Raw genomic sequence first — 17,630 nt, forward strand, 5'->3', positions numbered from 1 at the left:
CAAGCGCCATGTCCACACAAACCAATTTATTTGACGATGCCCAGCCTGAGCCGATCGAGCCGGATGAACCGGTATTCGACGGCGAAGCGCTGACCCTGTCCACCTTTGCCGAGCGCGCCTATCTCGATTACGCCATCTCCGTCGTCAAGGGCCGCGCCCTGCCCGACGTGTGCGATGGCCAGAAGCCGGTGCAGCGCCGCATCCTGTATGCGATGAATGAGCTGGGCCTGAACTCCACGGCGAAGCCCCGCAAATCGGCGGCCGTGGTCGGCGACGTGCTCGGTAAATTGCATCCGCACGGCGACCAGTCCGTGTACGACGCGCTGGTGCGCATGGCGCAGGATTTTTCCTTGCGCTACCCGCTGATCGACGGCCAGGGCAACTTCGGCTCGCGCGACGGCGATGGCGCGGCGGCCATGCGTTATACGGAAGCGCGTCTGACGCCGATCGCCAAGCTGCTGATGGATGAAATCGGCATGGGCACGGTGGACTTCCAGCCCAACTACGACGGTTCGACGGAAGAACCGAAGCTGCTGCCGGCGCGCCTGCCGATGGTGCTGCTGAACGGCGCCTCCGGCATCGCCGTGGGCCTGGCGACGGAAATCCCGTCGCACAACCTGGCCGAAGTGGCCAAGGCGGCCGTCGCCATGATCCGCGATCCGAAGATGACGCACGCCGAGCTGATGGCAATCATTCCCGGTCCCGACTTCCCCGGCGGCGGCCAGATCATCACGCCGCCCTCGCAAATCGCCGACATGTACGCGAGCGGCCGTGGCAGCATGAAGGTGCGCGCACGCTGGAAAATCGAAGAGCTGGCGCGCGGCCAGTGGCAAGCCGTCGTGACGGAACTGCCGCCGGGCACCTCGTCGCAAAAGGTACTGGAAGAAATCGAGGAACTGACGAATCCGAAGATCAAGCTGGGCAAGAAGGCGTTGTCGCCGGACCAGGTGGCCCTAAAGGCGCTGATCCTCAATTCGCTCGACACCATCCGTGACGAATCGGGCCGCGCCGCGCCCGTGCGCCTCGTGTTCGAGCCGAAGTCGAAGAACCAGGACCAGACGGAATTCATGCTGATGCTGCTGGCGCATACGTCGCTGGAATCGTCGACCTCGATCAACCTGGTGATGATAGGCGGCGATGGCCGTCCGCGCCAAAAAGGACTGGGCGACATCCTGCGCGAGTGGATCGATTTCCGCTTCGAGACCGTCACGCGCCGCACCGGCTACAAACTGGGCAAGGTCAAGGACCGCATCCATATCCTGGAAGGGCGCGAAGCGATCCTGCTCAATATCGACAAAGTGATCCAGATCATCCGCAATTCGGATGAACCGAAGGCGGCCCTGATCGAAGCGTTCAAACTCTCCGAACGCCAGGCCGACGACATCCTGGAAATCCGCTTGCGCCAGCTGGCGCGCCTGGAAACGATCAAGATCCAGCAGGAATTGGCCGAGCTGCGCAAGGAAGAAAAGTCCTTGCAAGACCTGCTCGACAACCCGGGCTCGATGAAGCGCGCCGTCATCCGCGAAATCGAAGCGGACGCCAAGCAGTTCGGCGACGTGCGCCGCACCCTGATCGAGGAAGCGCAAAAAGCCGTGGCGGAACAAAAGGTGGTCGATGAACCGGTCACCGTCATCATTTCGGAAAAAGGCTGGGTGCGCGCGCGCACCGGCATCGGCCACGATGCGGCGCAATTCACGTTCAAGGCCGGTGACAGCCTGCATGGCGCCTTCGAATGCCGCACGGTCGACACCCTGCTGGGCTTTGGCAACAACGGCAAGATTTACTCGGTTCCCGTCTCGGCCCTGCCCAATGCACGCGGCGACGGCGTGCCGATCACGACCTTGTGCGACCTGAGCGGCGGCACGCCCGGCAACGCCGTGCGCATCCTGCACTACTTTGCGGGCAATGGCGCCACCAATTTGCTGCTGGCGTCGAGCGCGGGCTACGGCTTCATCGCCAAGGCGGGCGACATGACGAGCCGTCTGAAAGGCGGCAAGGCCTTCATCACCCTGGACGACGGCGACCTGCCTTTGGCGCCGAAAGTCATCCCCGAGGCGGCCAGCGCCCTGGCCTGCCTGACGGAAGGCGCGCGCCTGCTGGTGTTCGGCCTCGATGAAATGAAAACCCTGTCCAAGGGCGGCACCGGCGTCAAGCTGATCGACCTCGATGCGAAAGACAAGCTGCTGGCCGTGCAGCCGATCACCCAGCGCGGCGTGGTGGTCTCGGGCATCGGCCGGGCCTCGAAACCGCAGGATGCGTCGCTGGGCGCCACGGCCCTGGCCGAGCACTTCGGCAAGCGCGCGAAAAAGGGCAAGGCGCTGGCGGCCAAACTGAAACCGGTGTCGATGGCGGCCATCGGCTGACCGGCATCGCACCATACAAAAAAGACAGGTTCGCCTGTCTTTTTTTTCGCCTGGCGCCGCGGACAACATAGTTTTACAGATAGTTTTGCAGATACGCGCCGCGTCCCCGTTATCCCTGCAGGCATGCCACCGGCATGCCGCCAACTGACAGGAGAACAAGGATGACAAACAAGGTTTCAGGCAGGCTGCCATGCAGCGTCTGACCCCGGCCGAGCGGCTGGTGGCGGCCATGGCGGCCGAAGGATTGCCGTATAAAAGCATCGCCAGGGAACTGGGCAAGTCGCCAGCCACCGTGCGCAACCAGTTGCATGCGATTTACCAGAAACTGGGCGTGGGCAACCGCACGGCGCTCGCGCACAAGCTGCGCGGCCAGCCTTAGCGCCGCGCCAGGCGCAGCATGTCGGGCGTCGCTTCGACGATGTCGATCACGCCCTGCGCGCCTGCGCCATCACCGAGCGCATAGCGGCCCATGCCCAGGGGCACCAGCCGGGTCACGGAACCGGCGCGGGGCCGGTCGTCGGGGCCGGGCGCCATGGACGTCAAGGTCGCCGCCCCTTGCGCCATGGCGCCGGCGGGCGCGCCGAACTCCAGCACCTTGCGCCCCTTGCGGCTGGGAGGAAAGACAAACTTGGCCGTGGGCCGGTACACCTCGATACCGTCCGCATCCTCCTCGAACGAATGCGTCCAGCTGCCGCTGGGCAGTGCCGTTGTCATGCCGTGCATGGCGATCCCTCCCTCAGAAACACGATACCACGCCGCCCAGGCTTTCATAACCGCTCACGGACGGCGACCAGGCCGCGCCGTTCCACGCCTTGTGGAACAGGGCGCCGTTCGTGCCCGTGACAAACACGTCGAGGCGGTTCGGCGCCCAGGCCGTGGCGCGCGGCCGCGAGGTGCACACGCCGCCCAGGTTGTCAAAACCCGTCACGGAGGGAGACCACGCGGATCCATTCCAGGCCTTATGGTACAGGGCGCTGTCCGTGCCGATGACGAACAGGTCGAGCCGGTTCGGTCCCCACGACACGGCTTCCACCTCGCCCACGCAGACGCCGCCCAGGCGCTCGAAACCATCGTTGGAAGGCCCCCATTTCGCGCCATCCCACCATTTGTGATACAGGGCGCCGTCGGTACCCGTGACGAAAACGTCGAGGCGGTTCGGTCCCCACGCCACGGCCTTTGGCGACGAGGTGCAGATGCCGCCCAGCCGTTCATAGCCCGTCAGCGACGGTCCCCAGGCCGTGCCGTTCCACCACTTGTGGTACAGGGCCCGATCCGTGCCGACGACGAAGACATCGAGGCGGTTCGGCCCCCACGCCACGGCTTCCGGCTGGCCCAGGCAGACGCCGCCCATGGCTTCGTACCCCGTCAGCGACGGCCCCCAGGCGGACCCGTTCCACCACTTGTGATACAGGCCGCGATCCGTGCCGACGACAAACACGTCGAGGCGGTTCGGTCCCCAGGCCACGGCGCGCGGGTCGCCCACGCACAAGCCGCCCATCGCTTCGTAACCGGTCAGGGACGGTCCCCAGGCCGTGCCGTTCCACCACTTGTGGAACAAGCCGCTGTCGGTGCCCGTGACGAATACGTCGAGCCGGTTCGGCGCCCACGACACCACTTGCGGCGCACTGGTGCAAATGCCGCCCTGCCCTTCATAGCCGGTGACGGACGGCGCCCAGGCCGTGCCGTTCCAGGCCTTGTGGTACAGCGCGCGATCCGTGCCCACCACGAAGACGTCGAGGCGGTTCGCGCCCCAGGCGACGACGGGAGAAGAGCTCTGGCGCGGCGTGGCGCCTGCGCCCGTTCCGCCCGTGCCGATGCTGGCGCGCGGGCCATCGAGGCAAGCCTGCATGCGCGCCACCTGGCCGGCCGTGAACATGAACATGGCGGGATCGTCGACGTAATCCATGTAGTTCATGAACATGTCGCCATTCGGCCCGTTATTGCACGACACCTGGGGAAACGAGGGCTGGCCCGTGTTCGGCCCGCCCTGGTTCGGCGTGTCGGCCACGTTGTCCGTGCCCGAGCACCCGGTGCCGTCGTCGCCCCAGATATGGTTCAGATTCAGCCAGTGGCCAATTTCATGCGTGGCCGTGCGCCCCAGGTGGAACGGCGGCGCCGCCGTGCCCGTCGTGCCAAAGGCCGATTGCAGGATCACCACGCCGTCGGTCGCGGCCGGGCCGCCGGGAAACTGCGCATAACCGAGCAAGCCGCCACCGAGCTGGCAGACCCAGATATTCAGGTAGCTGTCGGCCGGCCAGGCATCCATGCCGCCCGTCGCCTGCGACTTGACGGCATCGTCCGCGCCAAACGAGGCCACCGTCGTCTGGCGCCGCTCGATGCCGCTGGTGGCCGCGCCATGCGGATCGGTCGTGGCCAGCGCGAACTCCACGCGCGCGTCGGCCGTCAGCGGCAGGAATGGCGCCGGCGTGCTGTTGACGTCCGGGTTGACGCGGCGGAAATCGCGGTTCAGCACATCGATCTGGCTGGCGATCTGCGCATCCGAAATATTCTGCGCAGCCGTATTCCACACCACGTGCACCACCACCGGGATGTGCGTCACGCCGGCACGCCCCGCAATGCTGGCGTCGCCCTCGTACAATCCGGCCAGGTTTTCGATATCGGCGCGCACGTTCGCATACGATGGGTCTTCGGTCAGCAGGCGCCGATGCACGTCCATCGTGGCGCAGGTGCGCGTCTGCGGCGTGCCGCCGCCCTGCCCCCCATCACCGCCATTGCCTCCGCTATCGCCACCATCGCCGCCCATGCCGCCGCCGCCGACCTGCATGCAGCTGGCGCCCGCCATGCCCTGCGGCGCCTGCTGCATGCCGCCGCCCGGCATGGCGTAGGCATCCGCAGCGGACGCCCCCTGGGTGAGCGCCGCCTGGTCGGCATATGACACGCCCAGGCGCAGCCCCGGCATGGCGTCGCCGCCCGCCGCATCGGCGCCAGCCTGCATGTCGCCCTCGACCGGCATGGACTGCGTGGCGGACATGGCTGGCGCGCCTTCCGCCGACCCGGTGGCCGGTGATTTTTTCGTTTTAGCGGTGCTCATGATGTCTCCTTCGTCTGTTTGCCAGTTCACTATGGCACGGCGAAAAGCGGAGCATTTGCGCCAGATCAAGACTGGCAAGCGCAAGCAAGGAAAAGTGCTGGACGAAAAAAAAGACAGCCGAAGCTGTCTTTTGGGCTTGCGGGCCGTGGCCCGCAAACAGGGAATTACTTGGCGGCGGCGGCCTTGACTTCAGCGTCTGCCTTGGCCTTGACTTCTTCCGTCTTGGTGGCGGCGATGGCTTTATCGGCGTTCGCTTCCACTTTTTCCTTGGCGACCTTGGCGTCCGCTTTCACGGCGGTTTTGCCCGCTTTCGCATCGGCCTTGGCGGCGGCCTTGTCAGCCTTGGCTTGCGCCTTCATCTTGTCTTCCGGATCGGCATCGACCACTTTGTCGTGGGCCTTGGCCTTGGTTTTGTTCGCCTTGTGCTGGGCGTCGGCTTTCTTTTCGTCAGCCTTCATTTCAGCCTTGGCGACGTTCGCGTCAGCCTTGGCATCGACTTTGGCTTCCTTGTTGGCAGCCTTGTTGATGTCATGCTGCGCAGACGCCTGGGCACTGGCAACGGCTGGGGTAACTGGCGTTTGCGCGATGGCAGCGGTGGCAAACAGGGTAGCGATCAGGGTGGCGAGTAATTTGTTCATGATGAGACCTTTCAATATGGTTTAATTTTATTCTTACTAAAGGCGGGCAAAATGCTCAAAATTTGCCAGGCATCGCGCTGTTTCTTGATGTAGCGCAATGGCATGACTTCATAGTAAAGATATCTGGCAAACCACACAGTGCGTTAGCGCACTCAACGGAAAATATGTGCAAATCAGCAAATTTTCCATTGGGTGCGATGCAGGTCTCATAGCCTCATGCGCCCATGGCCAGCGCCGCGTGGCGGGCAGCCACCCATTCCTCGTTGGCCGGCTCCACACCCACGACGATGCGGCTGGCATCGGTGGAAATGCGGCTGGCACTGCGCGCATTCGCCTCCCCGTCAAGCACGGGACCGAGGAATCCCAGCTCGTCGCAGATGCGCTGGCGCAGCTCGGCGCTGTGCTCGCCGATACCGGCCGTAAACACCAGCATGTCCAGTCCCCCCAGCACGGCCGTCAGGGCGCCGATCTCGCGCACGATGCGGCGGATATACAAGGCCAGCGCGGCGCGGATACGCTCGCCCGTGGCATCCTGCCGGTCCTGCTGCGCCAGCAAGACCGGTGGGTCGGCCGACACGCCCGACACGCCCAGCAAGCCCGACTCGTGGTACAGCACATGCGCCACTTTTTCCAGCGACAGCTTTTCGATTTCCATCAGGTAGATGACGGCGCCCGGATCGAGCGAACCGCAGCGCGTGCCCATCATCAGGCCATCGAGCGCGGAAAAACCCATGGTGGTGGCCACGCTGTGCAAGTTCTCCATGGCGCACAGGCTGGCGCCGCTGCCCAGGTGGGCCACGATGACCTTGCCGCGCGCGACCGCGCCAAAACGCTGCTTCAGCACCAGCGACTGGTATTCATATGACAGGCCGTGGAAACCATAGCGGCGCAAGCCCCGCTCCCACGCATCGTATGGCAGGGCCAGCATCTGCTCGACCTGCGGCACCGTGTGGTGGAAGGCCGTGTCGAAGCACGCCACCTGGGCGATGTCGGGCCGCGATTCGAGCAGCACCTCGATCGCTTCGAGCGCAAACGGCTGGTGCAGGGGCGCCAGCGGCACATAACTTTTCAGGTCGGCCAGCACTTTGAAATCGATGCGCACGGGGGCGAAATACTTGCTGCCGCCGTGCACCACGCGGTGCGCCACGGCGCGCAAGGAACGCCCGTCCAGCTGGGCCACGACTTGCGCGCGGATGTATTCGAGCGCCGCGTGATGCGGCTGCGCCGGATCGAGTTGCAAGGCGACTGCCGGCAAACCGCCGGCCCGGTAGGTGGCGTTTTCGCGGCCGATGCCTTCGACCTTGCCGCTCCATTGCGCCTGCTGCGGCAGCACGCCGCCCGCCTGCTCGAACAGGGCGAACTTGATGCTCGACGAGCCGCAATTGAGCACCAGGATCAGGGTGCCATCGGCATGTTGGACTGCTGCGTTCATGGCGGCGTGCTCCGGTAATGGTTGGCCAGCATCACGGCGATGGCGCACGAGGCGATGCGGCTGGCGCGCGAGTCGGCGCGGCTGGTGAGGATGACGGGGATTTTCGCGCCCAGCACGATGCCGGCGCTGTCCGCGTCGCCCATGTATTCGAGCTGCTTGGCCAGCATATTGCCGCTTTCCAGATCCGGCACCAGCAAGATGTCGGCACGGCCCGCCACTTCCGAGACGATGCCCTTGACGGTGGCGGCGGCGATCGACACGGCGTTATCAAAAGCCAGCGGGCCGTCGAGGATCGCGCCCGTGATCTGGCCGCGGTCGGCCATCTTGCACAGGGCGGCCGCGTCCAGGGTGGCCGGCATGTCCGCGTTCACCGTTTCCACGGCGGCCAGGATGGCCACGCGCGGGCAGGCTACGCCGATCACGTGCGCCAGGTCGATGGCGTTGCGCACGATGTCGGCCTTCATGGCCAGGTTGGGCGCGATATTGATGGCCGCGTCCGTGATGATGAAGGGGCGCGGATACGCGGGTGTCTGCATCAGGAAGCAGTGGCTGATGCGACGCTTGGTGCGCAGGCCGGCGCTGGCCGACAGCACGGCCGACATCAGTTCATCCGTGTGCAGGCTGCCCTTCATCAAGGCCTCCACTTCGCCCTTGCCCGCCAGTTCGGCGCCGCGCGCGGCGGCGGCATGGCTATGCTCGACGTCCTCGATGGCGATGCCTTCCAGGCTCAGGCCAGCCTCCAACGCTACCGCTTCCAGGCGCGCGCGCGGCGCCACCAGCACGGGCGTGATCAGGCCAGCCGCATACGCGTCGAGCGCGCCCGCCAGGCTCAGTTCATCGCAGGGGTGGATCACGGCCACCCGGATCGGTCCCAGGGTGCGCGCCTGCTCAAGCAGGCGGCGCGTGCCGTCGCCGTTATGCAGACGTACTTCGGGGAGGGTGGCGCGCTTGCGTTCGATCTGCTCGGCGGGCGCGATCACCTGCGCCTCGCCGTCGAGCACCACGGCGCCATGCTGGTTGACGCAGCGGCAGGCCAGGGTCACGTGGCGGTTGCGCGGCTCGCGCGCCGTGACGGTGACGCTGATGGCCAGGGTATCGCCCACGCGCACGGGCTGCAGGAAACGCAGGGTCTGCCCCGTGTAGACGGTGCCGGCGCCGGGCAGGCGCGTGCCCAGCACGGCGGAAATGAGGGCCGCGCCCCACATGCCATGGGCGATCACGCCCTCGTAGCGGGTGGCGGCGGCAAATTCCGTATCGAGGTGCTGCGGGTTGTCGTCGCCCGACATCACCGCGAACAGGGCGATGTCGTCCATGCTCAGGGTGCGCGTGATGCTGGCAGTGTCGCCGATGGCGATCTGGTCGAAGGTGCGGTTGCGTACGATATTCAGATCATCGTCTTGGGTAGTAGTCATCGTGGTCTTCTAGGCAGGGGTAATGTGTTTGGCCGGTCTGGCTTTCGGTTCAGTCCTGGATGCGCGCACAACCGACTGCTGCTCCTTGACCGCCCGGTCAAAGACGTCCAGCATCTGCTGCAGGCTCGCTTCCTCGTCCGGCGTCGGCGCCTCGGGCACTTGCAGCACTTGCTGCAGCCATTCGGCCAGCGCGCCGATGTCGTCCGGCCTGGCGCGCGACAGCAAGTCCGGCAAGGCGGCGATGGCGGTATCGAAATCATGCAGCATCAGGCGCGCCTGCTGGCGCACGATGCCGCGGAACTCCTCCATGTTGACATCCTGCCGGTATTGCGGCTTGATCAGTTTCAGGGCCAGGTTGACCCTGCGCTCGTCGGCGATCATGCGGAAGCGGTAGATGTAGAACAGCGCGCGCACGGCCGCTTCCACCAGGCCGCCGCGCTGCATGTCCTCGTCCATCTTGCGCGTTTCGCAGCGCACGTATTCGCAATGCTCGGGCGAGATACCGGGATGGGGGCGCGGCGGCGTCGTGTCGCCGATGGCTTGTCCCGTCAGCGCCTGCAACAGGGGCGAGCCGTACACCAGGTCGAAGGTGGTTTCCTGCACGCTGTCGCGCCAGTCGCGCCAGCCGTTCAAGCCGGCCGTGATGGCGCCGGAGATGGCTTCCTGCATGGCCAGCAGCGGATTATCTGGCGCTACCGGCTGGCGCTGGGCGCGCACTTTGTCGGCCTCCTTGGCCACCAGCCTGGCCAGCGGATTGTGATCCGTCCAGCGCTCGTACGACACGCGCAGCGGGTGCGCGAGCTGCAGGAAGCGCGCCGTCTGCGGCGTGACCATGGCGCGCACCCACGGCTGCGCAAACGTGCGGTACAGGGCCAGATTCACTTCGGACACGCGCGCGGCGGCGGCGAACTTGCGGTCGTTTTCCACGCTCGGCTGCACGATGGCGCGCACGTCGTCGATGCCGCGGTGTTCGACCTGCAGCACATAATCGCCGCTGGCCAGGTCCGCATTCGGCGTATCGGGCGTCTTGTCGACGATCCTCGCTTCGTAGATGCCGGCCGGCAGCAGGTTGATCAGGTCGATATTGCTGGCGAATTTCTGGTGTTCCTTGTGCCCCACCTTGGCCGACACGAAAATGCCCAGGTGGCCGATGCTGTCATGCACGGCGTAGACGATGGTCTGGTCGTGCAGCAGCACGTCCTTGTCGTCGCGGTACAGGTCCGTGATCCAGCCCAGCGCCTGCGGCGGCGGCGTGATGTTGTCGCCATTCGAGCAAAACACGACGATGGGCGAACGGATGTTGCGCAAGTCCAGGCGCACGCCGTCGGAGGTGATCAATTCGGCCGTGGCCAGGCGGTTGCCGATGAACAGATTGTCGACGATGTACTGCATCTCGACGTCGTTCAGGAAGACGTGGCCGCCCCAGTATTTTTCAAATTCCAGGTAGCGTGGCGCTTCCGTGTCGATGTTCGCGTACAGATTGTACTGCTTGCTCCACAGGGTATTGGCCGGATTGAGCTTCTCGAAATTCTGCACCAGGCTGGCGCCGTCGAAGCGGCCCTTGCCCAGGTCGCCCGCCAGCGCCGTGGCCCAGCTGCCGCCCATCAGGCCACCCGCATAGCGCATCGGATTGCGGCCATGCCAGCCGGCCCAGTACGACACGGGCGCGCCGGCCACGATGATGGGGCCGAACAATTCCGGGCGCATGGCCGCCGTCATGAGGATTTGCCAGCCCGCCTGGCAATTGCCGATGACGACGGGCTTACCCTCGCTGAGCGGATGCAGGGCGATGACTTTTTCCAGGAAGGCCGCCTCGGCGTGCATCACGTCTTCCACCGTCTGTCCCGGCACGGGATCGGGCAGGAAGCCGATGAAGTAGCACGGGTGGCCGGCGCGCAGGGCCACGCCGATCTCGCTTTCCGCCTTGAAGCCGCCGATGCCGGGACCGTGTCCGGCGCGCGGATCGACGACGACGAAGGGCCGCTTCGATGGATCAGGTTCGGGCGCATCGGGCGTCAATATGCGCGCCAGGCCGTAGTTGACGGGACGCGCCAGCTCCAGGCCCGACAGCACCAGCGCGGCGGGGAAGTCGAGCACGTTCGGCACTTCCTCGGCCATGTGCTCCTGGTACTGGTTGCCGCGCCGGCGCATCACGTCCGCGTACAGCACGATGCGCTGCCACGAATCGCGCGCATAGTCGCCCAGCACGCCCAGCGACGGCAAGCCGCCGGTGGAGAAAAATGGTGCAGCTTCGATCTTCATGGCTATCCTTTTCATGCAAAAAACGCCGGACCATTCCGGCGCGGGAGCTATGCCATCTGGCTGATGGTCTTGCGAAAACGGGCAAGGGCAAACGTGAACAGGGCCGTGCCGATGGCCAGCAAGGCCAGGAACGGCTTCCACACCACGTCGATGCCGGCGCCCCGGTACAGAATCGCCTGGCTCAATTCGACGAAATGCGTGGTCGGGGCGATCAGCATGATGTTCTGCACCAGTTCGGGCATGCTTTCGCGCGGCGTGCTGCCGCCCGACAGCATCTGCAGCGGCAGCAGCACGAGGATCAGCAGCATGCCGAACTGCGGCATGCTGCGCGCCACGGTGGCGAGGAAAATGCCCATCGACGTGGTGGCAAACAGGTGCAGGGCCGCGCCGCACAGGAACAGCGCGATCGAGCCTTCGATGGGCACGTGCAGCATGCCGCGCACCACCAGGTTCAGCGACAGGGCGGCGGCCAGCAGCACCACCAGGCCCATCGACCAGACCTTGCCCAGCATGATTTCGGCCGGCGTCACGGGCATCACCAGCAAGTGCTCGATGGTGCCATGTTCGCGCTCGCGTATCAGCGCCGCCCCGGTGAGGATGATCGACAGCATCGTCACCTGGTTGATGAGCTCCATCAGCGAGCCAAACCACGCCTGGCTCAGCGACGGGTTGAAGCGCGCACGCATCACCAGTTCCACGGGCGAGACGGTCGCACCGCGATAACGTTTGGCGAATTCGGAGATTTCACCGGCGACGATCTGCTGGATGTAGCCGCTGCCGCTGAAGGCCTGGCTCATGCGCGTGGCGTCCACGTTCAGCTGCAGTTCCGCCTGGCGCCCACCCAGCACGTCCGCCTGCAGCTTGGGCGGTATCGTCAGCACGAAGGTGTACTGGCCCGCGTCCAGGCCCGCATCGACCTGGCTCTGGTTGATCATGGCCGGCGGCGTGAACTGCGGCGGGAAGAAGGCCGAGGCGATGCGCCCGGACAGCGGCGAGCCATCCTCGTCGACGATGGCGATCGAGGCCATGTGCAGGGTTTCCGGCTTGGCCGTGGCGGCCACGTAGATCGCCAAAGTAAACGTGTAGAGGATCAGGATCAGCATCATCGGATCGCGGATCAGGCTCCAGATTTCCTTCACGCCCAGGCGGTAGATATTTTCAAGGTGGCGCATATCAGCTCTCCTGCTTCTTCAGCAGCGCCACGGTCACGCCGAGGATCACGGGGATGGCGATGATCAATGGCCAGAACGAGGCGTGCAGGTCGCCAAAGCCCAGCGCCTTGTTGAACACGCCGCGGCTGATATTGAGCATGTGCGTGGCCGGGTACATCAGGCCGATGGCCTTGCCCACGCCTTCCATCGACGAGACGGGATTGAGCAGACCGGAAAACTGGATGGCCGGGATCATCGTGCCGATCATCGTCACGAACAGGGCCGCGATCTGGCTGCGCGTAAAGGTCGAGGCGAACAGGCCGATGCCGGTGGCGCAGATATTGAAGATGAAGGTGGCGCCGATCAGGGTCAGCAAGCTGCCCTTGATCGGCACGCCGAAGGCGGTGACCGCCAGCAGCGCCATGAGGAGGAAGTTGAACATGGCCAGCGCCACATACGGCACCTGCTTGCCAAGCAAGAATTCCAGGCGCGTGACGGGCGTCACGTACAGGTTGATGATGGAACCGAGTTCCTTTTCACGCACCACGGACAGCGCCGCCAGCATGGCCGGCAGCATCAGCAGCAGCAAGGGAATCACGGCCGGCACCATGGCCGGCAGGCTTTTCACGTCGGGGTTGTAGCGGTAGCGGGTCTGGATGGCGACGGGGTTGTTCATCTTGATGCCATAGCGGTGCAAGGCCTGGTCGGCCAGCCACAGCTGGTGCATGCCCTGCACGTAGCCCTGCACGGTTTCCGCGCGCATCGGCATGGCGCCATCGATCCACGCGCCCACCTGTGCCGGCGCGCCGCGCTGCACGTCGCGCGCGAAGCCGGGCGGGATCTCGATGGCCAGCGACAGTTCGCCGCTGCGCATGCGCTTGTCGATATCGGCATAGTCGCGCAGGGGCGGGCGTTCGACGAAGTAGCGCGAGCCGGCCAGGTTGTTCGTGTAATTCTGGCTCAGGGTGGTCTGGTCGTGATCGAGCACCGCGTAGCTCAAGTCCTCGACGTCGAGGCTGATGCCGAAGCCGATGACGAACAGCAGCAGCACGGAGCCGCCCAGCGCCAGGGTCAAGCGCACGGGATCGCGGCGCAGCTCCAGCGTCTCGCGCCACATGTAGCTGAGCATGCGGCCCAGGCTGAAGCGGCTGCGCTGCTGCTTCGGCTGTGGTGCGGCCGCTTCAGCCTTCTGCACGGGCGCCTCGCTTTCCTGCGCTTCGGCGGCTGCCGTACCGCCGCCCGCCTCTTCCAGGTAGGCGATGAAGGCCGCTTCCAGCGATGGCGCACCCTTCTTGCGTACCAGTTCGGCCGGCGCATCGCTGACCAGCACTTTACCCGCATGCATCAGCGAGATGCGGTCGCAGCGCTCGGCCTCGTTCATGAAATGGGTGGAAATGAAAATGGTGACGTGGTCGCGCCGCGCCAGCTCGATCATCAGGCGCCAGAAATTGTCGCGCGCGATGGGGTCGACGCCGGACGTCGGCTCGTCGAGGATCAGCATTTCCGGCTTGTGCACCATGGCCACGGCCAAGGACAGCCGCTGGCGGATGCCCAGCGGCAGGCTGTCAGGCAAGTCGTCCATCACGGCGCGCAAATCGAAGCGCTGCGCCATCTCGTCGATGCGGGCAGCGATTTGCGCTTCCGGCACGTGGAACAGGCGCGCGTGCAGCACCAGGTTCTGGCGCACCGTCAGCTCGCTGTACAGCGAGAAGGCCTGCGACATGTAGCCGACCCTGCGGCGCGTGTCGATATCGCTGGAATCGACCTCTTTGCCGAACAGCCAGGCCTTGCCTTCCGTGGCCGGCAGCAGGCCCGTGAGCATCTTCATGGTGGTCGACTTGCCGCAGCCGTTTGAACCGAGAAAGCCGAAGATCTCGCCACGGCCGATGCGGAAATTCACATGGTCGACGGCCGTGAAGTCGCCGAAGCGCATGGTCAGGTCCTGCGCCTCGATGGCGACGTCCTGCGCGCTGGCAGCGTCCAGCGGCGTAATCACCACGGGCTGGTGGCCCGCGCGCTTGGCTTCCGGCAGCAGCTTGATGAAGGCCGCTTCCAGGGTATCGCTTTGCGTGCGCGCCAGCAGTTCGGCCGGCGTGCCCGTATCGAGCACCTTGCCGTCATCCATGGCCACCAGCCAATCGAAGCGCTGCGCCTCGTCCATGTAGGCGGTGGCCACCATCACGCTCATTTGCGGGCGCTGCACGCGGATGCCGGCGATCAGGTCCCAGAACTGCGCGCGCGCCAGCGGATCGACGCCGGTGGTCGGCTCGTCGAGAATCAGCAGGTCGGGATCGTGGATCAGGGCGCAGCACAGGCCCAGCTTCTGCTTCATGCCGCCCGACAGCTTGCCGGCCGGACGCGCAAGGAAAGGCTGCAAGCCCGTGCTGCGGGTCAGCTGGTCGATGCGGCGGCGGCGCTCGGCCGCGTCGTGGCCGAACAGACGCGCGAAAAACTGCAGGTTTTCCTCGACCGACAGGGTCGGATACAGATTCTTGCCCAGCCCTTGCGGCATGTAGGCGATACGCGGGCAAACATCGTCGCGGTGGCGCGCATCGCGCATGTCGCCGCCCAGCGCCATCACTGTGCCCTGCTGCACGGCGCGCGCGCCGGCCGCCAGCGACAGCAAGCTCGATTTGCCCACGCCATCGGGCCCGATCAAACCCACCATGCGGCCGGCCGGCACGTCGAGGTCGATGCCGTCCAGCGCCACCGTCTTGCCGTAATGCTGGCTGACGCCTTTGATGCTGACGACTGGAGAAGTGGAAGCCACGGTCACTGCGGGACCTTGGCCGTCAGTTCAGCGGGCCAGGCCTGCTTCGCATCGAGACGCACCCAGGCCACGCCAGGCAAGCCCACTTTCACGAGGGCCAGATGCTTTTGCAGCAGCGCGCGGCTGATCTGCGCTTTCACGCGGAACATCAGTTTCTGGCGTTCGCTGGCCGTTTCCACGGTCTTCGGCGTGAACTGCGCGCTGGCGGCGACAAACGAGATCGTCGCGGGAATCACATAGTTCGGCGCCGCGTCGAGGATGATGCGCACTTCGCCGCCCAGCGCCACCTTGCCGGCCGCCGTTTCGGGCAGGAAGAAGGTCATGTAGACGTCCGACAGGTCGACCAGGTTGAGCACCTTGCCACCGCCCGCCAGCACTTCGCCCTGCTGCGCCACCAGGTATTGCACGCGGCCGTCGCGCGGCGCCGCCAGCTGGCCATCGGCCAGGTCGGCATCGATGCGCGCCGTCGTCGCCTCGGCCGCGACGACGGCGGAACGCGAGCCGACCACCTGCGCTTTTGCCGCGTCGATGGCCGCCTGCGCCGCCGTCACTTGCGCCCTGGCCGCATTCAGGGCGGCGGCCACGCTGCGCACGCGGGCCCGGTCGTCGTCGAGTTCCTGCACCGAGGAAGCGCCCTCTTTCGACAAGGTTTCGGAGCGGGCCAGGCGGCGTTTGGCCGCATCGAGTTCGCTTTCGCGCTGCGCCACCATGGCCAGCGCGGCCGCCTTGTCGCTTTCGCGCACCGCCACCTGTGCCTGCACGCCGACCACGGCGTCCAGCGCCTGCTGCTGGCGCGCGCGCGCCTCGTCGCGCTGGGCCGTCAGCGAATCGACCTGCATGCTGGCCAGCGGCTGGCCCGCCTTGACGAAGTCGCCCTCGCGCACGAGGATCTCCTTGACCCGGCCCGCCAGCTTGGTGGCGACGTCGACTTCCGTCGCTTCGATGCGGCCATTGCCGCTGACAAAACCTTCGCCAGGACCGGTGGGACGCATTTTTTGCCAGGCCACATAGCCCAGCACGAGAACGGCCACGACCAGCGCCGCGGGGATGAGTTTTTTCTTCAATTGAGCATTCATGGTATCGGGGCGATCAAATTAGTGGGTGGAAGCGGCGGCGGAGGCGACGGGTGCGCCGCCGCCCAGGGCCGCATACAGGCTGACCTGGCTCGAGAGCAGCGCGCGGCGCGTCTGCACCAGTTGCTGCTCCACCGTCAGCAAGTCGCGCTGCGCATCGAGCACTTCCAGGTAGGGCGCGGCGCCATTGTCGTAGCGCAGCTTGGCCAGGCGCGCCCGTTCGCTCTGCGCGGCCAGGGTCGTCTTGCCGATGTCGACCTGCAGCGCCAGCCAGCGCCGGTTCGACAGCGCATCGGCCACTTCGCGGAAGGCGCCCTGCACGCTCTTTTCATAATTGGCCACGGCCACGTCGCGGCGCACTTCGGCCAAGTCCATATTCGCGCGCAGGCGGCCTGCATCAAAGATCGGCAGCACCAGGCGCGGCGCGAGATTCCAGGCGCCGCTGCCGGAATCGAACAGGCCGTTCAATTCCGCGCTGGCCGTGCCGTAGGCAGCCGTCAGCGAAATGGTCGGGAAGAAGGCGGCGCGCGCGGCGCCGATATTGGCTTGCGCGGCGCGCAGCTGGTGTTCGGCCGCGATCAGGTCGGGGCGCTGCGTGAGCAAGGCCGAGGGCAAGCCCGCATGCAGCGGCTGCAGCACGCTGGCGTCGTCGAAGCGACTCACCTCGCCAGCCACCGGCGTCAGGTCGACGGGGCCGCCCACCAACTGCGCCAGCGCATGCGCCTGCACGGCGCGCGCCTGCTCCAGCTGGGCCGACAGCGAGAGGGCCTGGCTGAGCAGGGTTTCCACCTGCGTCAGGTCCAGCTTGGAAATCGACCCGACTTCAAAACGGCGCGTGAAGATGCGCAGCGATTCGGCGCGGCTGTCGACCGTGGCGCGCGCCAGTTCCACCCTTTCATCGAGTTCGCGCAAGCCCAGGTAGCCATTGGCCACCTGCGCCACCAGGGCCACGCCGACGGCGCGGCGCGCCTCGTCGCTGGCCAGCAGGGTTTGCAGCGCGCTATCCTTCAGGCTGCGCACCCGGCCCCAGAAGTCGAGTTCCCAGGCACTCACGTTCAAGCCCGCCTGGTACTGCGCGCTCGTCATGGCGCGGCCCGTCGGACTCAGGTCGGCCGGCACGCGCGCGCGGCTGCCGGAGGCGCCCAGCGCGATGGTGGGGAATTGTTCCGCGCGCACGATGCCATACGCGGCGCGCGCCTCGTCCACGCGCAGGGCGGCGATGCGGATGTCGCGGTTGCTGGCCAGCGCCTGCGCAATCATCGCCTGCAGGCGCGGGTCGGCAAAGTAGGCTTGCCAGGCGACGTCGGGCGCGCTTGCGCCGGCCGTATCGGTTTCCGGGTACTGCGCCGCCACGGGCAGCGGCGGTGGCGCATACGGCGGCGCCATCGAGGCGCAGCCGGCCAGGGCCAGCGTGGTGGCCAGCGCGGCCATCCTGGCGCGGTGTGGCAAAGTAAAAACAGCCTTGGTCATCATCTTC

12 protein-coding genes are annotated in these 17,630 nt (G+C 66.0%); 2 read left to right on the forward strand and 10 right to left on the reverse strand.

The window, feature by feature from the left end; translation table 11 throughout:
* Positions 1 to 8 precede the first annotated feature (8 nt).
* Both parC and KO539_RS07195 read left to right on the forward strand, forming a co-directional pair.
* A complete protein-coding gene (gene parC, locus KO539_RS07190; protein ID WP_219308097.1) occupies positions 9 to 2,363 on the forward strand; it encodes a DNA topoisomerase IV subunit A in 2,355 nt (784 codons plus the stop codon).
* A 190-nt stretch (positions 2,364 to 2,553) separates the two neighbouring features.
* A complete protein-coding gene (locus KO539_RS07195) occupies positions 2,554 to 2,742 on the forward strand; it encodes a helix-turn-helix transcriptional regulator (RefSeq protein ID WP_035822224.1) in 189 nt (62 codons plus the stop codon).
* Here KO539_RS07195 and KO539_RS07200 read toward each other — a convergent pair.
* The 10 genes from KO539_RS07200 to KO539_RS07245 all read right to left on the reverse strand — a co-directional run bounded on the left by KO539_RS07200 (position 2,739) and on the right by KO539_RS07245 (position 17,623).
* Positions 2,739 to 3,086: a hypothetical protein gene (locus tag KO539_RS07200; protein WP_158300095.1), complete on the reverse strand. Its 348-nt coding sequence runs from the start codon at positions 3,084 to 3,086 to the stop codon at positions 2,739 to 2,741. The two genes, KO539_RS07195 and KO539_RS07200, sit on opposite strands and share 4 nt — an antisense overlap.
* 13 nt (positions 3,087 to 3,099) lie before the next feature.
* Positions 3,100 to 5,415, reverse strand: a complete 2,316-nt coding sequence (locus KO539_RS07205; protein ID WP_219308099.1) for a M43 family zinc metalloprotease — start codon at positions 5,413 to 5,415, stop codon at positions 3,100 to 3,102.
* A 164-nt stretch (positions 5,416 to 5,579) separates the two neighbouring features.
* Positions 5,580 to 6,053: a hypothetical protein gene (locus KO539_RS07210; protein WP_219308101.1), complete on the reverse strand. Its 474-nt coding sequence runs from the start codon at positions 6,051 to 6,053 to the stop codon at positions 5,580 to 5,582.
* A gap of 214 nt (positions 6,054 to 6,267) precedes the next feature.
* Positions 6,268 to 7,485 (reverse strand): acetate/propionate family kinase, encoded by a 1,218-nt coding sequence (locus KO539_RS07215; protein WP_219308103.1) that lies wholly within the window; start codon positions 7,483 to 7,485, stop codon positions 6,268 to 6,270.
* Entirely contained in the window at positions 7,482 to 8,897 is a 1,416-nt protein-coding gene (locus KO539_RS07220; RefSeq protein ID WP_219308104.1) for a bifunctional enoyl-CoA hydratase/phosphate acetyltransferase, read from the reverse strand. The genes KO539_RS07215 and KO539_RS07220 overlap by 4 nt, the downstream gene beginning before the upstream one ends.
* 9 nt (positions 8,898 to 8,906) lie before the next feature.
* On the reverse strand, positions 8,907 to 11,159 hold the full coding sequence (locus KO539_RS07225) for a DUF3141 domain-containing protein (protein ID WP_219308106.1): 2,253 nt from the start codon (positions 11,157 to 11,159) through the stop codon (positions 8,907 to 8,909).
* A gap of 47 nt (positions 11,160 to 11,206) precedes the next feature.
* A complete protein-coding gene (locus tag KO539_RS07230) occupies positions 11,207 to 12,331 on the reverse strand; it encodes an ABC transporter permease (RefSeq protein WP_034746452.1) in 1,125 nt (374 codons plus the stop codon).
* 1 nt (position 12,332) lies between these two features.
* Positions 12,333 to 15,080, reverse strand: coding sequence for a ribosome-associated ATPase/putative transporter RbbA (rbbA, locus tag KO539_RS07235; RefSeq protein WP_374106347.1), 2,748 nt, complete (start codon positions 15,078 to 15,080; stop codon positions 12,333 to 12,335).
* A gap of 2 nt (positions 15,081 to 15,082) precedes the next feature.
* On the reverse strand, positions 15,083 to 16,156 hold the full coding sequence (locus KO539_RS07240) for an HlyD family secretion protein (protein ID WP_219308109.1): 1,074 nt from the start codon (positions 16,154 to 16,156) through the stop codon (positions 15,083 to 15,085).
* 18 nt (positions 16,157 to 16,174) lie between these two features.
* Complete coding sequence (locus KO539_RS07245) at positions 16,175 to 17,623, reverse strand: efflux transporter outer membrane subunit (RefSeq protein ID WP_219308658.1); 1,449 nt, start codon at positions 17,621 to 17,623, stop codon at positions 16,175 to 16,177.
* Positions 17,624 to 17,630 lie beyond the last annotated feature (7 nt).

Origin of the sequence: Janthinobacterium sp. NKUCC06_STL (genome assembly GCF_019345455.1) — a bacterium.
In the GTDB taxonomy this organism is placed as follows: domain Bacteria; phylum Pseudomonadota; class Gammaproteobacteria; order Burkholderiales; family Burkholderiaceae_D; genus Janthinobacterium; species Janthinobacterium rivuli.